21 protein-coding genes are annotated in these 21,377 nt (G+C 32.1%); 8 read left to right on the top strand and 13 right to left on the bottom strand.

Translation table 11 applies throughout. From position 1 onward, the window contains the following. Positions 1-19 precede the first annotated feature (19 nt). The 5 genes from ACNG5D_RS00380 to ACNG5D_RS00360 all read right to left on the bottom strand — a co-directional run bounded on the left by ACNG5D_RS00380 (position 20) and on the right by ACNG5D_RS00360 (position 4,670). Entirely contained in the window at positions 20-514 is a 495-nt protein-coding gene (locus ACNG5D_RS00380; protein ID WP_418181510.1) for a gliding motility lipoprotein GldH, read from the bottom strand. Beyond that, the gene (locus ACNG5D_RS00375; RefSeq protein WP_418181509.1) at positions 501-1,805 is read right to left on the bottom strand and encodes a PSP1 domain-containing protein; all 1,305 of its coding nucleotides are present in this window, start codon (positions 1,803-1,805) and stop codon (positions 501-503) included. Before ACNG5D_RS00375 ends, ACNG5D_RS00380 begins: the two co-directional genes overlap by 14 nt. Before the next feature lie 201 nt (positions 1,806-2,006). After that, positions 2,007-3,011, bottom strand: coding sequence for a radical SAM protein (locus ACNG5D_RS00370; protein WP_418181508.1), 1,005 nt, complete (start codon positions 3,009-3,011; stop codon positions 2,007-2,009). Then, positions 3,011-4,081 carry an oxygen-dependent tRNA uridine(34) hydroxylase TrhO gene (trhO, locus tag ACNG5D_RS00365; protein ID WP_418181507.1) on the bottom strand — a complete coding sequence of 357 codons (1,071 nt, stop codon included), beginning with the start codon at positions 4,079-4,081 and terminating at the stop codon, positions 3,011-3,013. Before trhO ends, ACNG5D_RS00370 begins: the two co-directional genes overlap by 1 nt. A gap of 277 nt (positions 4,082-4,358) precedes the next feature. Continuing rightward, positions 4,359-4,670 (bottom strand): hypothetical protein, encoded by a 312-nt coding sequence (locus ACNG5D_RS00360; protein WP_418181506.1) that lies wholly within the window; start codon positions 4,668-4,670, stop codon positions 4,359-4,361. Positions 4,671-4,843: 173 nt separating this feature from the next. Here ACNG5D_RS00360 and recA point away from each other — a divergent pair, with 173 nt between their 5' ends. From recA to ACNG5D_RS00340, 4 genes are all read left to right on the top strand, one after another. After that, the gene (gene recA, locus ACNG5D_RS00355; protein WP_418181505.1) at positions 4,844-5,854 is read left to right on the top strand and encodes a recombinase RecA; all 1,011 of its coding nucleotides are present in this window, start codon (positions 4,844-4,846) and stop codon (positions 5,852-5,854) included. A gap of 133 nt (positions 5,855-5,987) precedes the next feature. Further along, on the top strand, positions 5,988-6,398 hold the full coding sequence (locus tag ACNG5D_RS00350) for a hypothetical protein (protein ID WP_418181504.1): 411 nt from the start codon (positions 5,988-5,990) through the stop codon (positions 6,396-6,398). 23 nt (positions 6,399-6,421) lie between these two features. After that, complete coding sequence (locus ACNG5D_RS00345) at positions 6,422-6,964, top strand: RNA polymerase sigma factor (RefSeq protein WP_418182483.1); 543 nt, start codon at positions 6,422-6,424, stop codon at positions 6,962-6,964. Continuing rightward, positions 6,965-8,512 carry a hypothetical protein gene (locus ACNG5D_RS00340; protein ID WP_418181503.1) on the top strand — a complete coding sequence of 516 codons (1,548 nt, stop codon included), beginning with the start codon at positions 6,965-6,967 and terminating at the stop codon, positions 8,510-8,512. A gap of 88 nt (positions 8,513-8,600) precedes the next feature. On the opposite strand, the gene ACNG5D_RS00335 is transcribed toward ACNG5D_RS00340, so the two are convergent. Then, positions 8,601-9,338 (bottom strand): lysophospholipid acyltransferase family protein, encoded by a 738-nt coding sequence (locus tag ACNG5D_RS00335; protein ID WP_418181502.1) that lies wholly within the window; start codon positions 9,336-9,338, stop codon positions 8,601-8,603. Between the two features lie 104 nt (positions 9,339-9,442). On the opposite strand from ACNG5D_RS00335, the gene trpS reads away from it, so the two are divergent. Next, a complete protein-coding gene (gene trpS / locus ACNG5D_RS00330) occupies positions 9,443-10,411 on the top strand; it encodes a tryptophan--tRNA ligase (protein ID WP_418181501.1) in 969 nt (322 codons plus the stop codon). After that, entirely contained in the window at positions 10,401-11,882 is a 1,482-nt protein-coding gene (locus ACNG5D_RS00325; protein ID WP_418181500.1) for a hypothetical protein, read from the top strand. The genes trpS and ACNG5D_RS00325 overlap by 11 nt, the downstream gene beginning before the upstream one ends. On the opposite strand, the gene dprA is transcribed toward ACNG5D_RS00325, so the two are convergent. Then, a complete protein-coding gene (gene dprA, locus ACNG5D_RS00320; RefSeq protein WP_418181499.1) occupies positions 11,883-12,986 on the bottom strand; it encodes a DNA-processing protein DprA in 1,104 nt (367 codons plus the stop codon). A gap of 104 nt (positions 12,987-13,090) precedes the next feature. On the opposite strand from dprA, the gene ACNG5D_RS00315 reads away from it, so the two are divergent. Both ACNG5D_RS00315 and ACNG5D_RS00310 read left to right on the top strand, forming a co-directional pair. Then, the gene (locus ACNG5D_RS00315; protein WP_418181498.1) at positions 13,091-14,026 is read left to right on the top strand and encodes an HU domain-containing protein; all 936 of its coding nucleotides are present in this window, start codon (positions 13,091-13,093) and stop codon (positions 14,024-14,026) included. Positions 14,027-14,092: 66 nt separating this feature from the next. Next, the gene (locus tag ACNG5D_RS00310; protein WP_418181497.1) at positions 14,093-14,602 is read left to right on the top strand and encodes an acyl-CoA thioesterase; all 510 of its coding nucleotides are present in this window, start codon (positions 14,093-14,095) and stop codon (positions 14,600-14,602) included. A 278-nt stretch (positions 14,603-14,880) separates the two neighbouring features. Here ACNG5D_RS00310 and ACNG5D_RS00305 read toward each other — a convergent pair whose 3' ends face one another. From ACNG5D_RS00305 to ACNG5D_RS00280, 6 genes are all read right to left on the bottom strand, one after another. After that, positions 14,881-16,110 carry a murein hydrolase activator EnvC family protein gene (locus tag ACNG5D_RS00305; RefSeq protein ID WP_418181496.1) on the bottom strand — a complete coding sequence of 410 codons (1,230 nt, stop codon included), beginning with the start codon at positions 16,108-16,110 and terminating at the stop codon, positions 14,881-14,883. A gap of 1 nt (position 16,111) precedes the next feature. After that, positions 16,112-16,879, bottom strand: a complete 768-nt coding sequence (gene lolB1 / locus ACNG5D_RS00300) for a lipoprotein insertase outer membrane protein LolB1 (protein WP_418181495.1) — start codon at positions 16,877-16,879, stop codon at positions 16,112-16,114. After that, on the bottom strand, positions 16,879-18,240 hold the full coding sequence (locus ACNG5D_RS00295; protein ID WP_418181494.1) for a tetratricopeptide repeat protein: 1,362 nt from the start codon (positions 18,238-18,240) through the stop codon (positions 16,879-16,881). The genes lolB1 and ACNG5D_RS00295 overlap by 1 nt, the downstream gene beginning before the upstream one ends. 3 nt (positions 18,241-18,243) lie before the next feature. Next, positions 18,244-19,263, bottom strand: coding sequence for a sugar phosphate nucleotidyltransferase (locus ACNG5D_RS00290; protein ID WP_418181493.1), 1,020 nt, complete (start codon positions 19,261-19,263; stop codon positions 18,244-18,246). A 124-nt stretch (positions 19,264-19,387) separates the two neighbouring features. Further along, positions 19,388-19,822: a dUTP diphosphatase gene (gene dut, locus ACNG5D_RS00285; RefSeq protein WP_418181492.1), complete on the bottom strand. Its 435-nt coding sequence runs from the start codon at positions 19,820-19,822 to the stop codon at positions 19,388-19,390. 1 nt (position 19,823) lies between these two features. Beyond that, complete coding sequence (locus tag ACNG5D_RS00280) at positions 19,824-21,278, bottom strand: lipopolysaccharide biosynthesis protein (RefSeq protein WP_418181491.1); 1,455 nt, start codon at positions 21,276-21,278, stop codon at positions 19,824-19,826. Between the last annotated feature and the right edge of the window lie 99 nt (positions 21,279-21,377).

Genomic DNA, 21,377 nt, shown 5'->3' with positions numbered 1-21,377 from the left:
AGACTTTGTGAGACCATTTTTATTTAATGCTTGGGTTTTCTATTCTAAATCCTATATCGGTTACACCTTCTAGCCTTACAACGCCATTAACTTTTCCGTTTTCTCGCATGGCGTGTTGTATATTAACTTGATACTCGCCTTTTTCTTTAAAAACAACACCTTCTTTATACCACAATTTATTCTCTTTAATATCTGTATAACCTGTGCCTAAAAGTTTTCCGCTAGGTTCTGCCATCCTGTATTCTAAAGTGTCTTTTATGGTTTTTCCATGTGGAAAAACCATTTCTACAATTAAAAATAAATTATTGTATTTGTAGGCATTTGTATTTCTTAAATTAACAAATAAATTATAGGCGTTTGTTGAGTCTGGTGGGTTTACTTTAAAACTTACAATAGAATCTTTATGCCAAGCATTAGATATAGGTTTGTAATTGTCGTAAACTCGATTAGAGTCGCACGAAACCAAGATGAAAATAAACATTAAGAAATATAAAAAAACTCTACTTTTCGGCATTTTTACTATTTTGTGGTTTTCTTTTATTGTTTTTCCTTCTTCTATTTTGGTTAGGGTTTTTCTTTGGGGCTTCATTTTTGTTTGATGGGCCTCCTGTTTTTTTATTTGCTGGCTTTTGGTTAGGTGTTGCCTTTTTATTGCCTTGGTTTCTTTTTTGGTTCCCTTTCCTTCTATTATTTCTACGTTTATTATTACGTTTTGGATTATCAAACCGTGTTAAACTATCTTGACCTACAACGTTTTCAAATACTTCTTTAGTATTCTCTTCAATAAGATCGGAGGCGTATTCTTCTAGGCTAACAACCTTTTTCTTTTGTTTGTTTAACTCGATAATTTCGTTGGCTTGGTCTGTAGTTATCTTATGCCAATTCATCCACTCTCCTTCGTAGGCAAACCACATATGCCCTTTAAAAATGTCTGTTTTTTGGCAAACTGCTGTACCTTTTTCGGTATACAATTTTGTATCGCTTTTAGGAAAACTTTTTAATGCATCTAAATAGGTATCTAACTCATAATTTAAGCAACATTTTAGCTTACCGCATTGGCCTGCTAGCTTTTGCGGATTTAACGATAGTTGTTGGTAGCGTGCCGCCGATGTACTTACCGAACGAAAATCTGTTAACCATGTAGAGCAACATAGCTCGCGCCCGCAAGAACCTATGCCTCCAAGTCGGGCTGCTTCTTGCCGAAAACCAACTTGTTTCATTTCTATTCGGGTTCTAAACTCTCGTGCAAATACTTTAATTAATTCGCGAAAATCTACACGTTCTTCGGCTGTATAGTAAAAAGTTGCTTTACTGGCATCGCCCTGAAATTCGATATCTGAAATTTTCATTTGAAGCTTCAAATCGATTGCAAATTGACGTGCTTTAACCTTCATTGGTTCTTCTTTGTCTCTTGCTGCCGACCAAATATCGATATCTTTTTGGCTTGCTTTTCGGTATATTTTTAAGGCTTCTTCGGTGTTTAAAGGAATATTTTTGCGTTTCATTTGTACACGCACCAATTCTCCCGTAAGGGTAACCATACCTATATCGTGCCCTGCTTTGGCTTGCGTTGCAACAATATCGCCAATGCTTAAGGTTAGGTTTTCTGTATTATTATAATATTCTTTTCTGCCGTTTTTATAACGTACTTCAACCCAATTAAAGGGTTTTTCTCCATTTGGAAGTGACATGTTTGCTAACCAATCGAAAACGGTTAGTTTATTACAACTATCTGTACCACAAGTACCATTATTTTTGCAGCCTTTTGGTGAGCCGTCTTTAGTTGAGCAACTTGCGCAAGCCATATTTTTTATATATTGATTTCGAATAGAATAAAATTCTACCGAAAGATGGTTCGTATTTATTTTGAATCTCGCCTTATATGCTAAAGGCTTGATAATGAAATTTAAAAGTGTTTGTTTTTATTTTTTCCAAACAACACTTATTGGTTGTAAATATAAGATTATTATAAGAGACTGTAAAGTAAAGCTTTTTATTAATTTTTTTCAATTAAAATTAACATCATAGTTAAGTTTATTTGATGTTGTACTTAATTGTTTTTTTGATTTAAAAATGTTTGAAAAAAGTACTTTGCTCCAACCTATTTTTTTGCTAAATTCATTAAAACTTTCTTCTTTCCAGTTAAAGCCTTCTTTCCAAAAACTTATTGGAGACACATAACAAAACGTATAATCGAATATAAAACTAGCTTCGTTATTATTTGCTAATTTGGCTATAGATTGTGGCGCTAATAATGTTATGTTGTTAGCTTTACAATTATTGGATATGTCTTTTATTATTCTTGCGTAATCTTCTTTTAAACTAGAAATATCGAAATTACTATATGCTGTGTTTCCTATTTTTTGAATGGGGCGTATTTGCAAAATATCAAAGCTTCCGCCATCAAAATGATTAAAAAATACTTCAAGCTCATGAAAATTATCTTTATTGAAGGTGTAATTTATGCGAACTTTAAAATTATAAACCTTTTTTAGCTTTTTAAAGGCATTAAATGCATTATGAAATTTGTTATAATCTGCATTTTGCATAAAATTCTCGTAAGAGTCCTTTTTTACACCATGTAGTGAAATTGTAAACTCGTTTAGTCCTGCTTTTAATAGGGTTTCAATTTTTGCTTCGGTTAATAAATTAGCGTTTGTTGTAAGCGAAATATAAGGCACTTTATACTGTTTACCTAAAGCAATTAATTCTGGAAGTTTTTTGTAAAGTGTTGGTTCTGTACCACAACCTACTTGTAGTTTTAAAGCACGATTAAAAATAGTTTTAGCAACCTTTTCTACCTCATTATCTTTAAACTGGCCTTTTAATTTTTTTACATAATCTTTATCTGTAAAATAACACATTTTACATCGTAAATTACAAGCTAAAACAGGGTCTAAATTTACAGCTAGATATCTTTTATTAAACTTATGTAAAAGATACAAACCCAGAAATTTTATTCTATGATTTTTAATTTTTCTGTTTAGCTGTAAAAGTTTGTATATATTCATTAATCCTTTTTTGTGAAGGTATCAAAAATATTTCTTAAATCTTTTTTGTAAGGTAAATGGTCTGCGCGTCCTTTTTTAAATATGTCATTGCTATTTCCTTGACCTTTTCTAAGGTTTTTTTGTTCTTCGTAGGGTAAAGCATGTATTTCTTTACAAGCTGTAGAGCAACAATTATTCATTTCTTCTTTACAGGCATCGCATTGAATAAATAATAGATGGCAAGCATCGTTAGCACAATTGGTATGCGTATCAAAAGGTGCACCACATTGGTGACATTGTGCTATTACATCGTTACTAATACGCTCGGCCCGTCTTTGGTCAAAAACAAAATTTTGACCTAAAAACTTGTTTTCTAAATCTTGGTCTTTTACTTGTCTGGTATATTCAATTATACCTCCTTCAAGCTGAAATACGTTTTTAAATCCTTTATGTTTAAAGTAAGCACTAGCTTTTTCGCAACGTATTCCGCCAGTACAATACATCACTAAGTTTTTATCTTCTTTATGATCTTTTAAATCGTCTTCAATAATATCTAAAGATTCTCTAAAGGTATCAACATCTGGTGTTATGGCATTTTTAAAGTGGCCTATTTCGCTTTCGTAATGGTTTCGCATATCTACCAAAACGGTTTTTTCATCTTCAATAAGTGCGTTAAATTTTTTGGCATCAACATGTACTCCTTTGTTGGTAACATCAAAAGTATCATCAACCAAACCATCGGCTACAATTTTGTTTCTAACCTTTACTTTTAATTTTAAAAACGACATATTATCTTGCTCTACAGCAATATTTAAACGAATGTCTTTTAAAAAATCAATAGTATCTAAATGTGTTTTAAATGCATTAAAACGTTCAGCAGGTAAAGATAGCTGTCCGTTTATACCTTCGGTAGCCACATAAATACGGCCTAAAACATCTAGTTTATTCCAGGCTATAAATAGTTGGTCTCTAAACTCTTGAGGATTTGTAATTTTAGCGTATTGATAAAAAGAAAGTGTTAATCGATCCTTTCCGGCTTTTTCGATTAATTCGGCTCTTTCTTTTGCGCTTAACTTATTGTACAGTTGCATGCTATACTAATTTTTAAGGTTATAAGAATATTTTAAAAATGCAAAAATACAATTATAAAAACAACTATACAATTAAGAGCAATACCAATGGTGTTAAGATTACACTTTAATGGGTAATAATAAAAAAGCATCTAAAAATATTTTTAGATGCTTTTAGTGAGTTTAGAGTTAGTCATTATGTCGAAACTCATTTGGCAAATTTGATAGCAAATTTTTTCCTCTTTTTAACTAGATGCAAAATATTTAAAAAGGTTGCGTATAAAACTGTTTTATTTTTTTAGTTTGATGTTGCTTTTACATTATACACATTAAAAGCCTCTGGATAAACCTTATCTGTAGTACAAAAAATATTAAACGTATTTGTTTTACTTCTAAACTGAATATTTAAATTAGGTACTTGAAATGCTTTAGGTAATGTTCCGGTAATTATTGAGTCTGCCTCACCTAACCTAATAATAAAAATGGGCTCTTTACCTCCAGAACAAGATGTTTGGCTTGCTACAACACCATTAAAAATAGTGCTTTCATTTTCGTTGGTTGGACTACAAGCAAAACACAACAACAGCACAAATATTAAATTTACCTTCATATTATAACTGGTAAGCATTACGTTTTATTTATAAAAGATGCTTTCCACAAAAAAAGGTTGCGTAATTCTGTTTATTTATTTTATGCCTTCTTCCAATTTATGTTGACAACTATTATTGTAACATGAAAAAAGATATATTACTTTAGCATACAATTTTTTAGAAAAATAAAGAAATGAGCAGCGACAAAGAAAAAGAAGCAAAATTAAAAGCACTAAAGCTAACTTTAGATAAATTAGATAAAGCCTACGGAAAAGGTACGGTTATGAAAATGAGCGATTCTGCAATTGTAGATGTAGAGTCCATTCCATCAGGGTCATTAGGCTTAGATATTGCCTTAGGTGTTGGTGGTTATCCACGCGGGCGTGTTATTGAAATTTATGGGCCAGAGTCTTCTGGTAAAACAACCTTAACCCTACACGCTATTGCCGAAGCACAAAAAACAGGTGGTATTGCTGCATTTATTGATGCAGAACACGCTTTTGATCGTTTTTATGCCGAAAAACTTGGCGTAGATATTGATAACTTAATTATCTCGCAACCAGACAATGGCGAACAGGCCTTAGAAATTGCCGATAATTTAATTCGTTCTGGAGCTATTGATATTGTGGTTGTCGATTCTGTTGCTGCCTTAACACCTAAAAGTGAAATTGAAGGCGAAATGGGCGACTCTAAAATGGGGCTACATGCACGTTTAATGTCGCAAGCCTTAAGAAAACTTACAGCCTCTATTAGCAAAACCAATTGCACCGTAATTTTTATTAACCAATTACGTGAAAAAATTGGAGTTATGTTTGGCAACCCAGAAACGACAACAGGTGGTAATGCTTTAAAATTTTATGCATCGGTACGAATAGATATTAGACGCTCTACACAAATAAAAGGCACCGATGGCGATGTTATGGGTAACAAAACGCGCGTAAAAGTAGTAAAAAACAAAGTAGCACCTCCATTTAGATTAGCCGAATTCGATATTATGTATGGCGAAGGCGTATCTAAAGTTGGAGAAATTTTAGACTTAGCTGTAGATCATGATATTGTGAAGAAAAGTGGCTCGTGGTTTAGTTACGACGAAACCAAACTAGGCCAAGGGCGAGATGCTGTAAAAGCATTAATAAAAGACAACCCAGAGCTTATGGACGAGCTTGAAAACAAAGTGAGAGCCGCAATAAAAGAACAACAATAATTTAAAATCCCGTTAATTCGGGATTTTTTTTTATCTAATCAAGTTTTAAATAAATTCGTTTTATACGCAACCTTTTTATTTGCCTTGCATCTACATAATGCAAACATGTATATAACCCTGAATTTATTTTGCTATGAAAAAATTATTATTACTTTGTTTAACTCTTATACTTTGTGCATCTTGTAGTATTGATGACGATGGCACAAACTATAGTTTTGAAATTTTACCTGTTGAAAGTGTAGATATACCAGATGAATTTATAATGGGAGAAGTTTACCCAATAACTGTATCTTATTTAAAACCATCAAGCTGTCATGCTTTTAAAGAATTTTATTACTTAAAAGAAAACAATGTAAGAACTGTTGCCCCAATAACCTATGTTTTTAACGACAATGATTGCGAAGCAATTGAAGACGACTTAGTAGAAGCAACTTTTAATTTTAAAGTAACCAGTAATGGATCGTATATTTTTAAGTTTTGGCAAGGCGAAGATACCGATGGCGAAACCCAATACTTAACCATTGAAGTACCAGTTGTAGAGTAAGTATTAATTAATACATGTTTAAGTTGAGTTTAAAACAACTCATAGAAAATTGTAAAATTAACAATACTAAAGCACAAGGCGAATTATATAAACTCTTCTCGGGTAAACTATTCGCTATTTGCTTAAAGTATTCGCGAAACTATGCCGAAGCCGAAGATAATTTGCAAGACGCATTTTTAACAATTTTTAAAAAAATTGAACAATATAAAAACAAAGGCTCTTTTGAGGGTTGGATAAAACGAATAACAGTAAACACCGTTTTACAACGCTACCGAAACGAAAAAGTTTTTGATATCATAAACGAAAATGCTGTTGAAGATGTAGAATTGGAAATTGATGAAGATACCGTCTCTATCGATTACCTTTTAAAAATTATTCAAGAATTACCAGACAGATACAGGTTAGTTTTTAACCTATATGTGCTTGATGGTTATTCGCATAAAGAAATAGCAAATATGCTAGATATAAATATAGGCACCTCAAAATCTAACTTAGCACGTGCAAGGCAAATTTTGAAACAAACTATAGAAGATTATAAATTAATACAACGTTCACAATCATTATAAATGAGCGATAAAAAACATATAGACAGACTTTTTCAAGAAGGTTTCAAAGATTTTGAAGCTACGCCTAACGATATTGTTTGGAAAAATATTGAAAGTAAACTACACGAAAAAAAGAAAAAACGCCGTGTTATTCCTATTTGGTGGCGTTATGCTGGTGTAGCAGCTATATTGTTATTACTTTTAACAGTTGGCAACCACTTTTTTAACAACACAAACAATAACACAGAAAACCAAATTGTTAATACCAATAACACTTCTACAAATAACACTTTAAAAGAGAGTGATAACACGCAAGATATAACATCATCTGGTATCAATACCGCAAATAATTCGGGTAGTTTAAATACAAAATTAAATAATCCAATTAATAGTAAACCATCAAAACAAAGCTCTGTTGCTAAAATACCAGCTTCAAAAAACAAAGAAGAAAACAGCACAAAGCAAAACACTTCAAACACCATTAATTTTAAAGAAAAAATAATTTCAACAAAACACAACCATGCTGTTGCAAATTATGTTTCTAAAAAAGAAAAAAATAATCCTACTAAATTTCAAAATAAACTAGAAAACGCAACAGCAACCATAGCTAATACTCTAAAGGAAAAAAGCAAAAACACTACAACCAATAACGACACCCAAATCGTTACTAAAGAGAAAGCAAAAACACTTCTTAATAACGCCACAGAAAATAACTCGACAGTTATTGCAACGACTACAAATAACAACGAAACAAAAACAACTACAACAGATAAAAATACTGATGAAAAAAAGTTATCTATAGAAGATGCATTAAATAATGCTAAAAACGTTATAGAAGAAGATAATAACAAACCAAACAACAGGTGGAGTGTTGCACCTAATGCAGCACCTGTTTACTTTAATACACTTGGCGAAGGCTCGTCTATAGACCCACAATTTAATGGAAATTCAAAATCTGGCGAAATTAACATGAGTTACGGTATTTCTGCTAGTTATGCTGTAAACAATAAATTAAGCATACGCTCTGGTATTAATCGTGTTAATTTAGGTTACAATACAAATAATGTTGTGGTTTTTCAATCTGTAGGTTTTAGCTCGAAAAGTAGTGCTTTACAAAATGTAAGCTCTAATACCAGAAATAATTCTGATGCTGTTTCATTTATAAGCTCAGAAACTATAGATGTTTCAGAATCTTTAGTTTCATCAAACGCATCCATTAATCAAGCTCTAGGGTATATTGAAATTCCTTTAGAAATTCAATACTCACTTTCTAATAAAAAATTTGGAGTTAATCTTATTGGTGGTTTTAGTTCGTTCTTTTTAAGTAATAATGAAATTTATTCTGAACAAGAAAATGGCACAAGAACATTTCTTGGCGAAGCTAACAACATAAACAAAACAAGCTATAGTGCAAACTTTGGCTTAGGTTTAAACTATAAAGTGTCTAAAAAATTCGATTTGAATTTAGAGCCTATCTTTAAATATCAATTCAATACATTTAACAATACTTCTGGTAATTTCTCGCCATTTTTTATTGGTGTATATACCGGATTTGCTATTAAATTCTAGGTTTTTGGTTAGATCTGGGTATAGGTTTTCAATTAAGCTCGAAAGCTTATACCGAAAAAGAAACTGCTTGCTCCCACAAGCAGTTTTTTTATTTATTAAAAGTCTTAAGTTGCTTTAAAATAATACCCCTAGATTTATTATTTAAAACTTTAGTATCTGCAATTACTAGACCTTGGGTTGATAAAAATTCATGAATTTTAACACGCATTTTTCCAGGGCTGCCGCTAAAAAAAGTGTAAGAAAAACGTTTTTTATTATCAGCAAAAGTTATGGGTACAATTGATATTTGATGGTTAATAGCCAATCTAAAAGCACCATCTTTAAAATCGTCTAATACCACATGCTCTTCTGGCACACCGCCTTCAGGAAAAATACAAATGCTAAGTCCAGACTTCAGCCTACGCTGCGCCCTTAAAAAAACGGCTTGCCTACTTTTAGGGGAACTTCTATCAACCAAAATACAAGTACGCTTATAAAAAAATCCAAATAGAGGTATTTTTGCTAATTCTGCTTTGCCTACAAAAACAAATGGATTTTTAACCGACACCAACATAAGCATAATATCTGCCATCGAAGTATGGTTAGCTATAAACATGTAACTCTTATCCTTTTTTGGAGTTTGCTCTCTTTCTATTTTATAAACAAAACCCATACCTACTAAAATAATGTTAGCCCACAACCTAGCAAGCTTAAAAAAAAAGGGGTACCAAGACTCTTTTAAAATAGAAATTAAAAGTATAGGAAAAAGTATAAGTATAGGTAAAGCTACAAGAATATAAAACCAAACGCGGTACAATACCCAAAATATGTATTTAAATATTTTCATGAAACCCAAAAATACACAATTGTATTGAGCAATTCTATTAAAAAAATTACCTTTGCTTATTAAGTTTAACCAATAAAAAAATTCTCGTCTTAACGGGAAATATTATGGCAAGAATACTAACAGGCATACAAAGTACAGGAACACCACATTTAGGAAACATTTTAGGCGCCATTATACCAGCTATAAAAATGGCCGAAAACCCCGAAAATAATTCATATTTCTTTATAGCAAACATGCACACGCTAACTCAAATTAAAGATGCAAATGTATTACGCGACAATACATACTCTGTTGCTGCAACTTGGTTGGCTTTCGGGTTAGATATTAACAAAACGGTGTTTTACAGACAAAGCGACATACCACAAGTAACCGAACTATCTTGGTATTTAAGTTGCTTTTTTCCTTACCAACGTTTAACACTTGCCCATAGTTTTAAAGACAAAGCAGACCGGTTAGACGATGTAAACTCTGGGTTATTTACCTATCCAATGCTTATGGCTGCCGATATTTTGTTATACGATGCAGAGTTTGTTCCTGTTGGAAAAGACCAATTACAGCATATTGAAATGACACGCGATGTAGCCTCTCGTTTTCATGCTAAAGTTGGAAATGCTTTTATTTTACCTGAAGGAAAAGTACAAGAAAACACCAAACTTATTCCTGGTATTGATGGCGAAAAAATGAGTAAAAGCAGAAACAATACTATTAATATATTTTTAACCGACAAAAAGTTACGCAAACAAATAATGAGCATTCAAACTGATAGCACAGCGCTTGAAGACCCTAAAGATTGGAGCACATGTAACTGTTTTGCTATTTATAGTTTATTAGCTAACAACACCCAAATTGCAGAAATGAAAGCTAACTACGAAAAAGGTGGTTACGGCTACGGGCATGCCAAACAAGCTTTGTTTGAGTTAATTATAGAAACATTTGCTGAGCCAAGAGAACGCTATAATTACTACATGAATAACCTTGATGAAGTAGATAAAGCATTAATGGTTGGTGCCGAAAAAGCAAAATTAGTTGCAGATAATGTATTAAAAAGAGTGCGAGAAAAAGTTGGATATTAATCTTATAAAAAACGCGTTTTTTATTGCTTTTATAAGCATTACACACTTTGTTCTTGCGCAAAAAAATTTTACACCCAACACAAAAATCTATGTTAAAGGAAAGTCTGCCTTAATAGGAAATAATATTCTTAGTATAGACTCAAAAAAAACACTTAACAATAATGCTGTAAACGACTTTAGTGAACTACACTTTATTGATGTTGATGATAACCCAAACACGTTTTCGTCTAGTCAAGCCAATTTAAATGGTATAGAAAATAATGCTGAAATAGAATATGCGGCATTATACTGGAGCGCCATTTATAAATATGATAAAGGCAAAAAAAATGTAGTAAATTTTAAAAGAAAAGGAAAGCTTTATAAAAAATACGTATACAAAGGCAACGAAACTCGAACTACCAAGGTAAACTCCATTTTATTTAAAACACCCAATGGCAAATACAACCCTATTAATGGGCAAATTATTTACGATAGTTTTAATGAAGAAGAAGCCTACCCAGACACCAAACCTTATGTATGTTATGCTAATGTAACTTCGCTTTTAAAAAACAATACAACTATAAACGGCACCTATACCGTTGCAAATATAAAAGCAACCCAAGGTTTTGTTACAGGAGGTGCCGCTGGCGGATGGTTGCTTTATATCGTTTATAAAACAGAAGCAGCAACCCCAAAATACTTTACATCATATAATGGCTTTATAGATGTATACAAAAAGCCTGTAAATATTCGTTTTAACGATTTTAAATCGCCAGAGGAAGGAAAAATAGAAACTTCGTTACTAATAGGCGCTCTAGAAGGCGATCAAAAATTTAAATCGGATAATTGCGCGTTTTATAATTACCAAAACAATACATACATTCCTTTATTTAATAAATTAAGACCTAAATTAAATTTCTTTAATAGTTCCATTTCTATTAACGATACCATTTTTACTGACAGAAACCCAAACCATAGAAACACCTTTGGTTTTGATGCATTAAAATTTAAATTACCAAATGATGATAACCATGTTATTTCTCATAACGTATCAGAAGCAACTATACAGCTTAACAGTAAAGCAGACCAATTCTATTTGTTTTTTGTGGCCTTCGAAACCGAAATATCGCCAATTTATATCGATATAAAAAAAGACAAAAACGCCATTTTAGTACTTAATAATAGGAATAACAAAGTTATAGATGAAGGTCTTGAAAAAATAAAAAAATTAAAATCCATTTCCATCCCTACAATAAAAAAAGGCTATTATTTAGTAACCAATATATTTTCTAAAAAAACCAATGCCTTAAACTGGACTAACTATTTAAAAAATAAAGGGTATTTGCCCAAATCGTTTGTAAACCCAGAAAACGGGTGGACTTACATTTATTTAAAAACAGACCCAAACCCAAACACCATTTACCAAAAACAAAAAGCCTTACTAAAACTTAATGATTTTAAAGATATATGGGTTATGAAAATAAACTTATAATTAAATAACCTCGAACAATTTTCCTGGAAGCGGCCTAACAACACCTTTTAACTCCATACTAAGTAAAATACTGGCTACTTTAAAAATAGGCAACTCACAATTAATGGCAATAACATCCAATTGTTGCTTATTATTAGCTTTTAAATAATTATAAATAGAAGTTTCAGAAGCATCCAATTCAACAAACAATTGTTTCTGTATTACAGGTTCTTTTTCAGCCTCTAATTCCCAATTTAAAATATAAGGCACATCTAAAGGTGTGGTAAGCATGTGGGCTTTTTGGTGTTTTATTAAATTATTACAACCCATACTTTGGCTATCTGTAGTTCTGCCTGGTACAGCAAAAACATCTCTATTATATGAGTTTGCAATATCGGCTGTTACTAAGCTACCACCCTTTTCGGCCGATTCTATAACAATGGTAGCTTCACTTAAACCTGCAATAACTCTATTTCGCTTTAAAAAATTGTTCCTATTAAAAGTATCTGTACTCCAAAAATCGGACAAAAAACCACCATTTAATTCCATATCTACCATATACTTCTTATGTACTTTTGGGTAAATTTGGTTCATGCCATGAGCCAAACATGCTACTGTTTGTAAATTTTGTTTCATGGCTGCTTTATGAGCTGTAATATCGGTTCCGTAAGCAAAACCCGAAACAATTATTGGATTATATACCGCTAATTGCTCGACTAAACGCTCGCAAAATGCAACGCCTTGAGTTGTAATTTTTCTAGCACCAACAACACTAATAATATGCTGTTGCTTTAAATCTATGTTTCCAGATTGAAACAACAAAATAGGCCCATCAATACAATGCTTTAACTTTTCAGGATAATTTTTATCTTCAAAATAAGACACACTAATGTTATTTTCTTTAATAAAAAATAATTCTTTTTCAGCTTCTTTTAAATGATGAGGTTTAAACAAATCGCTAATAGTAACACTACCAATACCATCAATTTTCAATAAATTTTGCTTCTTTTCTTTTAAAACAGCTTCGGCCGAACCACAATGAGAAATAAGACGTTTTGCTGTAATATCTCCAATATTTGGCACATGCTGAAGCGCTAAAGTATAAAGCAAATTATTTTTTTCCATTGTATCTTATTGATTTTGAAACCGCAATAAAAGAATTTTTACATTGTTAATAAATAGTTAAGCCCAAATTTTATTGGAAAGCACATTTTTTTAACTTTGTTTTCATGCAATTAGAAACCTACATAAGCGACTTACTATATAGATATGAGTGTGTTACCATCCCAGAGTTTGGTGCATTTTTAACCCAACGCGTATCTGCTTCTATTAACGATGCAACAAATACATTTTATGCGCCTAAAAAAGTAATCTCTTTTAATGAGCAAATTCAGCAAAACGATGGTTTACTAGCACATTATATAGCCGATGTAGAAAAAATACCTTTTGAGGTTGCTAATAAAAAAATTGCAAAACGTGTTAAACTTTTAAAATCTTACTTAACACAAGGCGAAACCCTTACCTTTAAAAATATTGGCGAAATTGTTTTTAATAAAGAAGGTAAAATTTTATTCGAACCAACAAATAGTTTAAATTATTTAACCGATGCTTTTGGTTTATCGCAATTTGAAACACCAATTGTAACTCGCGAAGCCTTAAAAGAAGAAGCTAAAGCTATAGAAAATGTTATTCCTATAGGTGTAACACCAGAAAAACGCAAATCTAAATCGTATTTAAAATATGCTGCTGTTGCTTTAATAGCCTTAACTTTAGGTGGTTTTGGTGCTTCAAAATATTATGTTAACCAAGTAGAAACGCATAATCAATTAGCCCAAGAGCAAGCAACACAAGAGTTAGATACTAAAATACAACAAGCAACATTTAATTTAAACCCTTTACCAGCAATAACTTTAAATCTTACCAAACAAACAGGTAACTATCATATTGTTGCAGGAGCATTTAGAGTAGAAGCAAACTGCGACAAAAAAGTTAAACAATTAAAAACAGAAGGCTTTAGTGCTAGAAAAATTGGCACAAATAAATACGGTTTGCATCAAGTTGTTTACGGCAGTTACCAAACAGGAAAAGAAGCATTAAATGCTATACGAGACATTAGAAAATCGCATAATAAAGACGCTTGGTTACTTGTTAAAAAACTAAATTAGTTTAACAAACATTTCACTTATATTTTACTGCTTTAATACGTAACTTTGCCGCATCAAAATTTAAAGATGAAGGCAAAAACTCCAGAACAATCAAAAACAACCATGACCGATTTGGTTTTACCTAGTGAAACCAACCCATTAAACAACCTATTTGGTGGCGAATTACTAGCCCGTATGGATCGTGCTGCAAGTATAGCTGCTCGCCGTCATTCTAGACGTATTGTAGTAACAGCATCGGTAAACCACGTAGCTTTTAACCGCGCAGTTCCATTAGGAAGCGTAGTAACCGTAGAAGCTAAAGTATCGAGGGCTTTTAAAACCTCTATGGAAATTTTTATTGATGTTTGGATGGAAGATCGCGAATCTGGAGCCAGAACCAAAGCTAACGAAGCCATTTACACCTTTGTCGCTGTAGACGAAACTGGCCGCCCAGTAAAGGTACCCGAAATAACCCCAGAATCGGAGCTTGAAACAGCACGTTTCGATGCCGCTTTACGCCGCAAACAACTAAGCCTATTACTAGCCGGAAAAATAAAACCTAGCGATGCTACCGAGCTAAAAGCCTTATTCGATTAAATAATTTGGGCGTTACCCAAAAAGGGTCGGGCTTTACATTGCAAGTCCTCGCACCTCCTACGTCGGGCTGTGGGCTTTACATTACAATCCCTAACGCAGGTTTGTTTGCTAAATTCTGATTATAAATAAAATAGCTTGTGCTTATTAAAAAAATCGTTCAATACATTATTAAATATAAGTTGTTTTAATAACTTATGTACAACGTTAAACGAGATTACTAAAAATTTTCACAAGATCAAATTACATATAATATTAACTCGCAAGAAGGTAACAGCTTATTACATTTTATAAATCCAACTAGCAGGATTCTCGGTCGCTGTTCCTTTAGAAAGAGTAAAGCTTAAAATGGTTTCTCCGTTAGAAGGGTTGGTAAAAACCTCGCCAATAGGTTGTTTGGTTTTTACTTTATCGCCTTTTTTTACATAAACCTGCGATAGGTTTCTGTATAATGTTAAGTAATTACCATGACGAATCATTACTATTGGGTTTACGTTTTTCATTTTTAAAATTTCACTTACCTCTCCATCAAAAACGGCTCTTGCCTTTGCTCCTTTTTCGGTAGCAATACGTACACCATTACTTTTTATTTTTAACGATCTGTTAATAGGGTGTGGTTGCGTACCGTAACCTAAACGCACAAAGCCTTTTTCTACAGGCCAAGGCAACTTTCCTTTGTTTGATATAAAATTTGATGCTAGTACTTTCTCTTCGGCCGTTAATGCAAAACTTTTAGAATTTGATGTTTTTCCTGCTTTAACATTAGACTTTGCAATGGCTGCTTTAATAATCCTATCAATTTCACGGTCTATCCTATCTGCTTCGCGTTGCTTTTGCTTTATTTGAGCCACATATCGAGACATATTTTTTTCTAAAGAAACCATAACAGCTTGGTGTTGCTTACGCTCGGCTTCTAATGATTTTTGAACCACTCGATTATCTGCTATAAGTTTCTTTTTATGGTCTTGTTGTTTTAATAAACTAGCATTAACCTCTTGTAATTCTACTGTTTTTTGCTTTATAATGTTGCCTTGTTTCTTTTGATGATCTGAATATTGCTTAATATACTGTAGTCGTTTATACGCTTGCTTAAAATCTTCAGACGAAAGCAAAAACATAATCCTACTTTGCTCGTTTTTGCTTTTATAAGACTTTACCACCATGGCAGCATAATCGGCCTTTAAATCCTTTAATTCGTCTCTTAAGCTTGATATTTTGTTTTGGTTTGAGTTTATTTCGCGCGTTAATAAATTGGCTTGTTGGTTGGTAACTTTTATTAGGTTAGAAAGTACATTTATTTTATAATTAAAATCTTCTATTAATGATAATTCCGATTTTGTTTTCGATTTATTTTCGCTTTGTAACTCGTTAATTTTCTGTATTTCTCGACGTAATTCTTGTCTGCGAGACTCTAATTGTTTTTGCTTATCGTTTTGCGAAAAACAAAAGCTAGAGCTTAATAAAAAGCCTAAAATGAAAATAAGTTTATATGTAACGACATTTTTTTTCATTTTAAAACTCTATTGCTTTAAAACCAGATGGTATTTTAAACGGAAAACGCAGTTCTTCGTTTAAAGATACATTTTTCATTTCCAACTCAATACTCATTTCTTCGTTAGCCTCTACAGCTATTACTTTAATTAACTCGGGTATTATTTGTTGGTTAACATCTTGATACTTTAAATAGTCTATTTGTAAATGCCTATAAGCTTCGGGTTGAGATATTTGTTGCGATTTAACTTTAAAATTTGATGCGTTTAATAAAAAGAAAATTTCAAATAAATCGCGCTGTTTTTTAGGTTGTACCACATAGGCACCATCATTAACCGTAGCTTTATAATCGCTGGTATTTAATTTATAAATGGTTTCGCCTAACAGCAAATTTTGTACTTTTTCAAAATCTAAATCGGTGCCTAATAAATGACTTAAGTATTTATAATCGCCATCAAAATATGTTTTATCTAATTTATTATAAAAGCTTACCTTTTCTGGTGTTACAAGTGCTCTTATTACCGAAAACGTAGCATTTATCCAAAGAGCTTCGTTTTTTTTAACTCTAAAATTAACCGAGTGTGTTTGCGATTTTCCTTTTTGGGTATACGTAATTTTTAATCTGGATTGTAAGGTATTAAATGTTGCTACTTGTTTGGTGTTTTCTTTTATTAATTGTCTGGTAGAAAGGTTGTAATTTACCTCGCCATTGCTAATGGTTTTAGCAGATTTACAATGAAATAACAAAATAGTTACTATGCCTAAAATAATTTTAGAGTATTTATGCATTAATTTTGTGGGTGTGTTTGTTTTGCTTTATCACTAAACGTTTTTGCTTTATCTGTATTGTTTAGTAGTGTATAAGCTTTACTTAATTGGTTGTAAAAATCGGCTTCCATTTTTGTATCGTCAATTATATAATCTAAACCTGTTTCTAAAGGCTCTATAGCTTCATTTGGTTTAGCTAATTGGTTTAAAGCAACTCCATTTACCAAATATAAAATTGGCTGAGATGGATATATTTCAAGTGCTTCGCTACTTTTTTCTTTAGCTAAATTGTATTTTTTTAAATCTAAATACAAAAGCATAACATTTCGTAATACACTAAAATTATCTGGGTTTAATTTTAATGCTGCTTCAAAATTATCTAACGCTTTTTGTTTATTGTTTTTAGCTAAATAATATTGCCCAAGCTCTTCAACCGACTTGCTGTTGTTGGTATTACTAACCAAAGCTGTTGCTTCTACTAAATCGGTTTCATATTTGGGGTTTTCTTTAACAAAATTTATAAAATCGGTCAGTACTTTTAATTTAGCTTCTGGTTTTATTTCGGGACTTTTAACTACAGTTTTCATAGATTTTATAGCCTTTTCGGCATCATTATCATCTAAATAAAACTTATACAAAGCCAAATGTACTAATTGCGAATTGGGGTTAATTTTAAGTAACTCTTTTGCCGTTTCAAAAGCTTTTTCTTTTTCGTTGTTTTCGCTATAGCGGAAAATAAGTGCTAAATAATTAGATTCTTTTTCGGGGTTATTTTCTACACGATTTTCTAGATTCTCTATCTGGTCTTTTTTACGGCCTGAGGCTTCGTAAATTCGGTTTCGCAAAATATCTCTGTTTATCGATATTCCTAACTCGGCATCTAAGGCATCTAAAATGTCTAAAGCCTCGTCGTAATTTTTCATTTTTACGTAAAGCGATGCTAAATCTTCTTTATAATCTGGATGAAATTTAACTAACTGCTTAACTGCTTTTATAGCTTTATCATATTCGTTTTGCGAAACATAATAACCATAAAGCTCGTCTAAAAACCACTCGTTATCTGGGTCTTTACTTACTGCTTTCTTTAAGGCATCTTCAGCAGCGCCAAAATTTTTAAGTTTGTTATAGCTTTTGCCTAACTCGAAATATAAAACGGGCACAGAATTATCAATGGCTATACATTTTTGAAAAGCTTCTGCTGCTCTATCATAATTTTCAATACTTTTTTGCTTTAAGGCTTCGTAAAAAAATTCTTGAAACTGGTCTTGGTTATCGCCTAAATCGTCATTAGGTGTTTTATTAAAATCTACCTGGGCATAATTTACCTGTGGAAATAAAAGTATTCCGAAAAGTAAAAATAAAATGTAGATTTTTTGTTTCATAAGTTATTCTAATACTGAATAATCGCCAATACTAATACTTGTAAACTCGCCATTATATTTAACGTTATTACCTATCATTGCATTGTTTAGTTTGGCATTTTTAATTTCAGAATGGGTTTGTATTAAACTATTTTCTATGGTAGAATTTTCAATAACTGTGCCATTTCCAACTGATACAAACGGCCCTATGGTTGCGTTTGTAAGCACTACATTTTCGCCAATAAAACAAGGTTCTATAATATTAGAATTAATACGTTTTACAGAAGTTGCAACTAACTGCTCTTCGCCATCGGCTTTTAAAAAGCTTAGCATGCGTTGATTGGTTTCGATAGTAATGGCTTTGTTTCCGCAATCCATCCATTCATCAACGGTTCCTGTTTTAAATATTTTTCCGTCGGCCATCATGCGCTTAATACCGTCGTTAATTTGGTATTCGCCACCATTCATAATGTTTTCATCAAGTATTTCTTGTAACTTTCCTTTTAAAACAGCCACATCTTTAAAATAGTAAATTCCTATTACGGCTTGGTCTGATACAAAAGATTCTGGTTTTTCTACTAATTCGACAATTTCTTGGTTATCGTTTAATTTTACAACGCCATAAGCTTCTGGGTTTTCTACTTGTTTGGTCCAGATTACGCTATCTGCTGTAGGATCTAAATCGAATTGAGCTCTAATTAATGTATCTGCATAAGCAATTACTGCTGGCCCAGATAGTGATGGTTTAGCGCACATAATAGCATGGCCGGTACCAAGTGGTTTGTCTTGGCGGTAAATAGATGCTTTGGCACCTAAACCAGTTGCTAATGCTTGTAGGCTAGAAACCACATCGTCGCCAAACCAAGCTGGATCGCCTAAAACAAAAGCTATTTCTTCTATAGGCTGTTTTAAAACTTTAGCAATATCTTTTACCAAACGGTGTACAATGGGTTGTCCGGCAACAGGAATTAATGGTTTTGGTACGGTTAAACTATGAGGGCGCAATCGAGATCCTCGACCTGCCATAGGAACTATTATTTTCATACAATTGACCGCAAAAGCGGATATTTTTTAAATATTAAACTTTACTTTCTTAAATTAAACCAACTAGGATTCATGTTTTTAATTAATATAGTTTTATCGACTAGTAATTTTTTTTTGCAGGTATTTATTTTGTTCCTGTACTTCCAAAGCCACCTTCGCCTCTATCGGTTACAGAAAGTGTTTTGACTTCTTCCCACTCTGCACGCTCATGCTTTGCAATAACTAATTGCGCTATACGCTCTCCATTATTTATAACAAAATCTTCGTTTGACAGATTTACTAAAATAACACCTACTTCGCCTCTATAATCGGCATCAATAGTTCCAGGAGCATTAAGCACAGTAATACCTTTTTTTGCTGCCAAACCACTTCTTGGTCGCACTTGTGCTTCTATACCCACAGGAAGTTCTAAAAACAAGCCTGTAGGCACAATAGATCGCTCTAATGGTTTTAATATTCTTGCTTCTGAAATATTTGCGCGCAAATCCATGCCTGCAGATGCTATGGTTTCGTAGTGTGGTAAATCGTGATTTGATTTATTAATTATTTTAACTTTCATGTTATCGTTTTAAAAGTTGTTTAATCGCTTTTTGTTCGGCAAAGTAAACTATACCCAAAAATACAATTAACATAGAAATTCCAACAATATAAACACCTCTAAATTGATAAAAAGAAATCAATGAAAAAAGTATTGATGTCATTAAATATAAACTTATCTTCTTCAAATTATAGGGAATTGGGTAGTATTTTCTTCCGTAGTAATACGATAACAATACCATAGTTCCGTAAGCTGCTAACGTAGCAATTGCAGAACCTTTATAACTTATAATTGGTATTAACCATATGTTTAATACTAAAGTAACAATGGCTCCAACTACAGATATATATGCTCCAAACTTTGTGCGATCTGTAATTTTATACCATACCGAAAGATTATGATAAATGCCCAGGCAGAAACTTGCAATAAGAATTATTGGCACAATAGACATGGCCTCCCAGAAATTCTCATCTCTAATAATGATTACTTTTAGAACATCTGAAAATACAACTACGAATAATAAAATTACGGAACCAAAGGCAACAAAGTATTCTAAAATTCTGGCATAATTTTTTTGAGGGTTATTGCTCTTAGCATGGCTAAAAAAATAAGGTTCTATACCCAAACGAAAAGCTGTAGCAAATAATGTCATAAATAAAGCTAATTTATAACAGGCCGAGAACATTCCTATTTCTTTTGCTGGGTTTTGGGATGTAGATAAACTGCTATCTAACAGAATTCGATTAAACGTTTCTATTATTGTGTATGCTAAACCTGCAACTAATACGGGTAGCGCATAATTAAGCATCTGTCTCCATAATTTACTACTAAATACGTATTTTATTTTACTATAAAAAGGCAACATTAAAACCAAGGTTACACCGCTAGCAATTACATTAGCAATAAGTACATAACTTATTTCAAAATTGATTTTGTAAATAGATTCAAAAAAACCACCTTGTTTTGATAAATTTTCTAGTAATAAAAAGAAAAATAAATTTAATACAATATTAATAGCAACATTTGTTATTTTAATTATGGCGTATTTTACAGGTTTTGAATTGGCTCGTAACCATGCAAATGGAATAATGACTAAGGCATCTAAGAGTAAAATCGATATAACAAAACTGATATGATGAGCCTCTATATCTGTAGCTTGAGAAATTTGATTCTTAAATAAAAATGCTAAAACACATATTAAAACCGAAGTAAATATAATGGAAAGGGTTGCTGTTCCTACTACGCTGTCTTTCTTCTCTTCTTTATTAAAAAAACGAAAGAAAGCGGTTTCCATTCCATAAGCTAAAATCACATTAAAGATAGCAAACCATGAAAATATTATGGACACTTTTCCATAAACACCTACAGCCATTACAGTAGTATAAAGCGGTGTTAACAAAAAACTTAACATTCTAGGTAACACAGTTGCTAAACCATAAATAAATGTTTGCTTAAATAATGTTTTAAGTCCGCTCAAAGAATTACTAATTTATAAGGCTAAAAATAGGGTTTTTAAAACAAAAAAACCTAACTGTTAAAGTTAGGTTTTTGTTTTATTATGAGATACTGAAACATG

Source organism: Algibacter ulvanivorans, assembly GCF_048381495.1.
Classification (GTDB): Bacteria; Bacteroidota; Bacteroidia; order Flavobacteriales; family Flavobacteriaceae; genus Algibacter_B; species Algibacter_B ulvanivorans.
The sequence above is the reverse complement of the archived record's forward strand: the minus strand, read 5'-3'. Positions and strand labels throughout refer to the sequence as shown.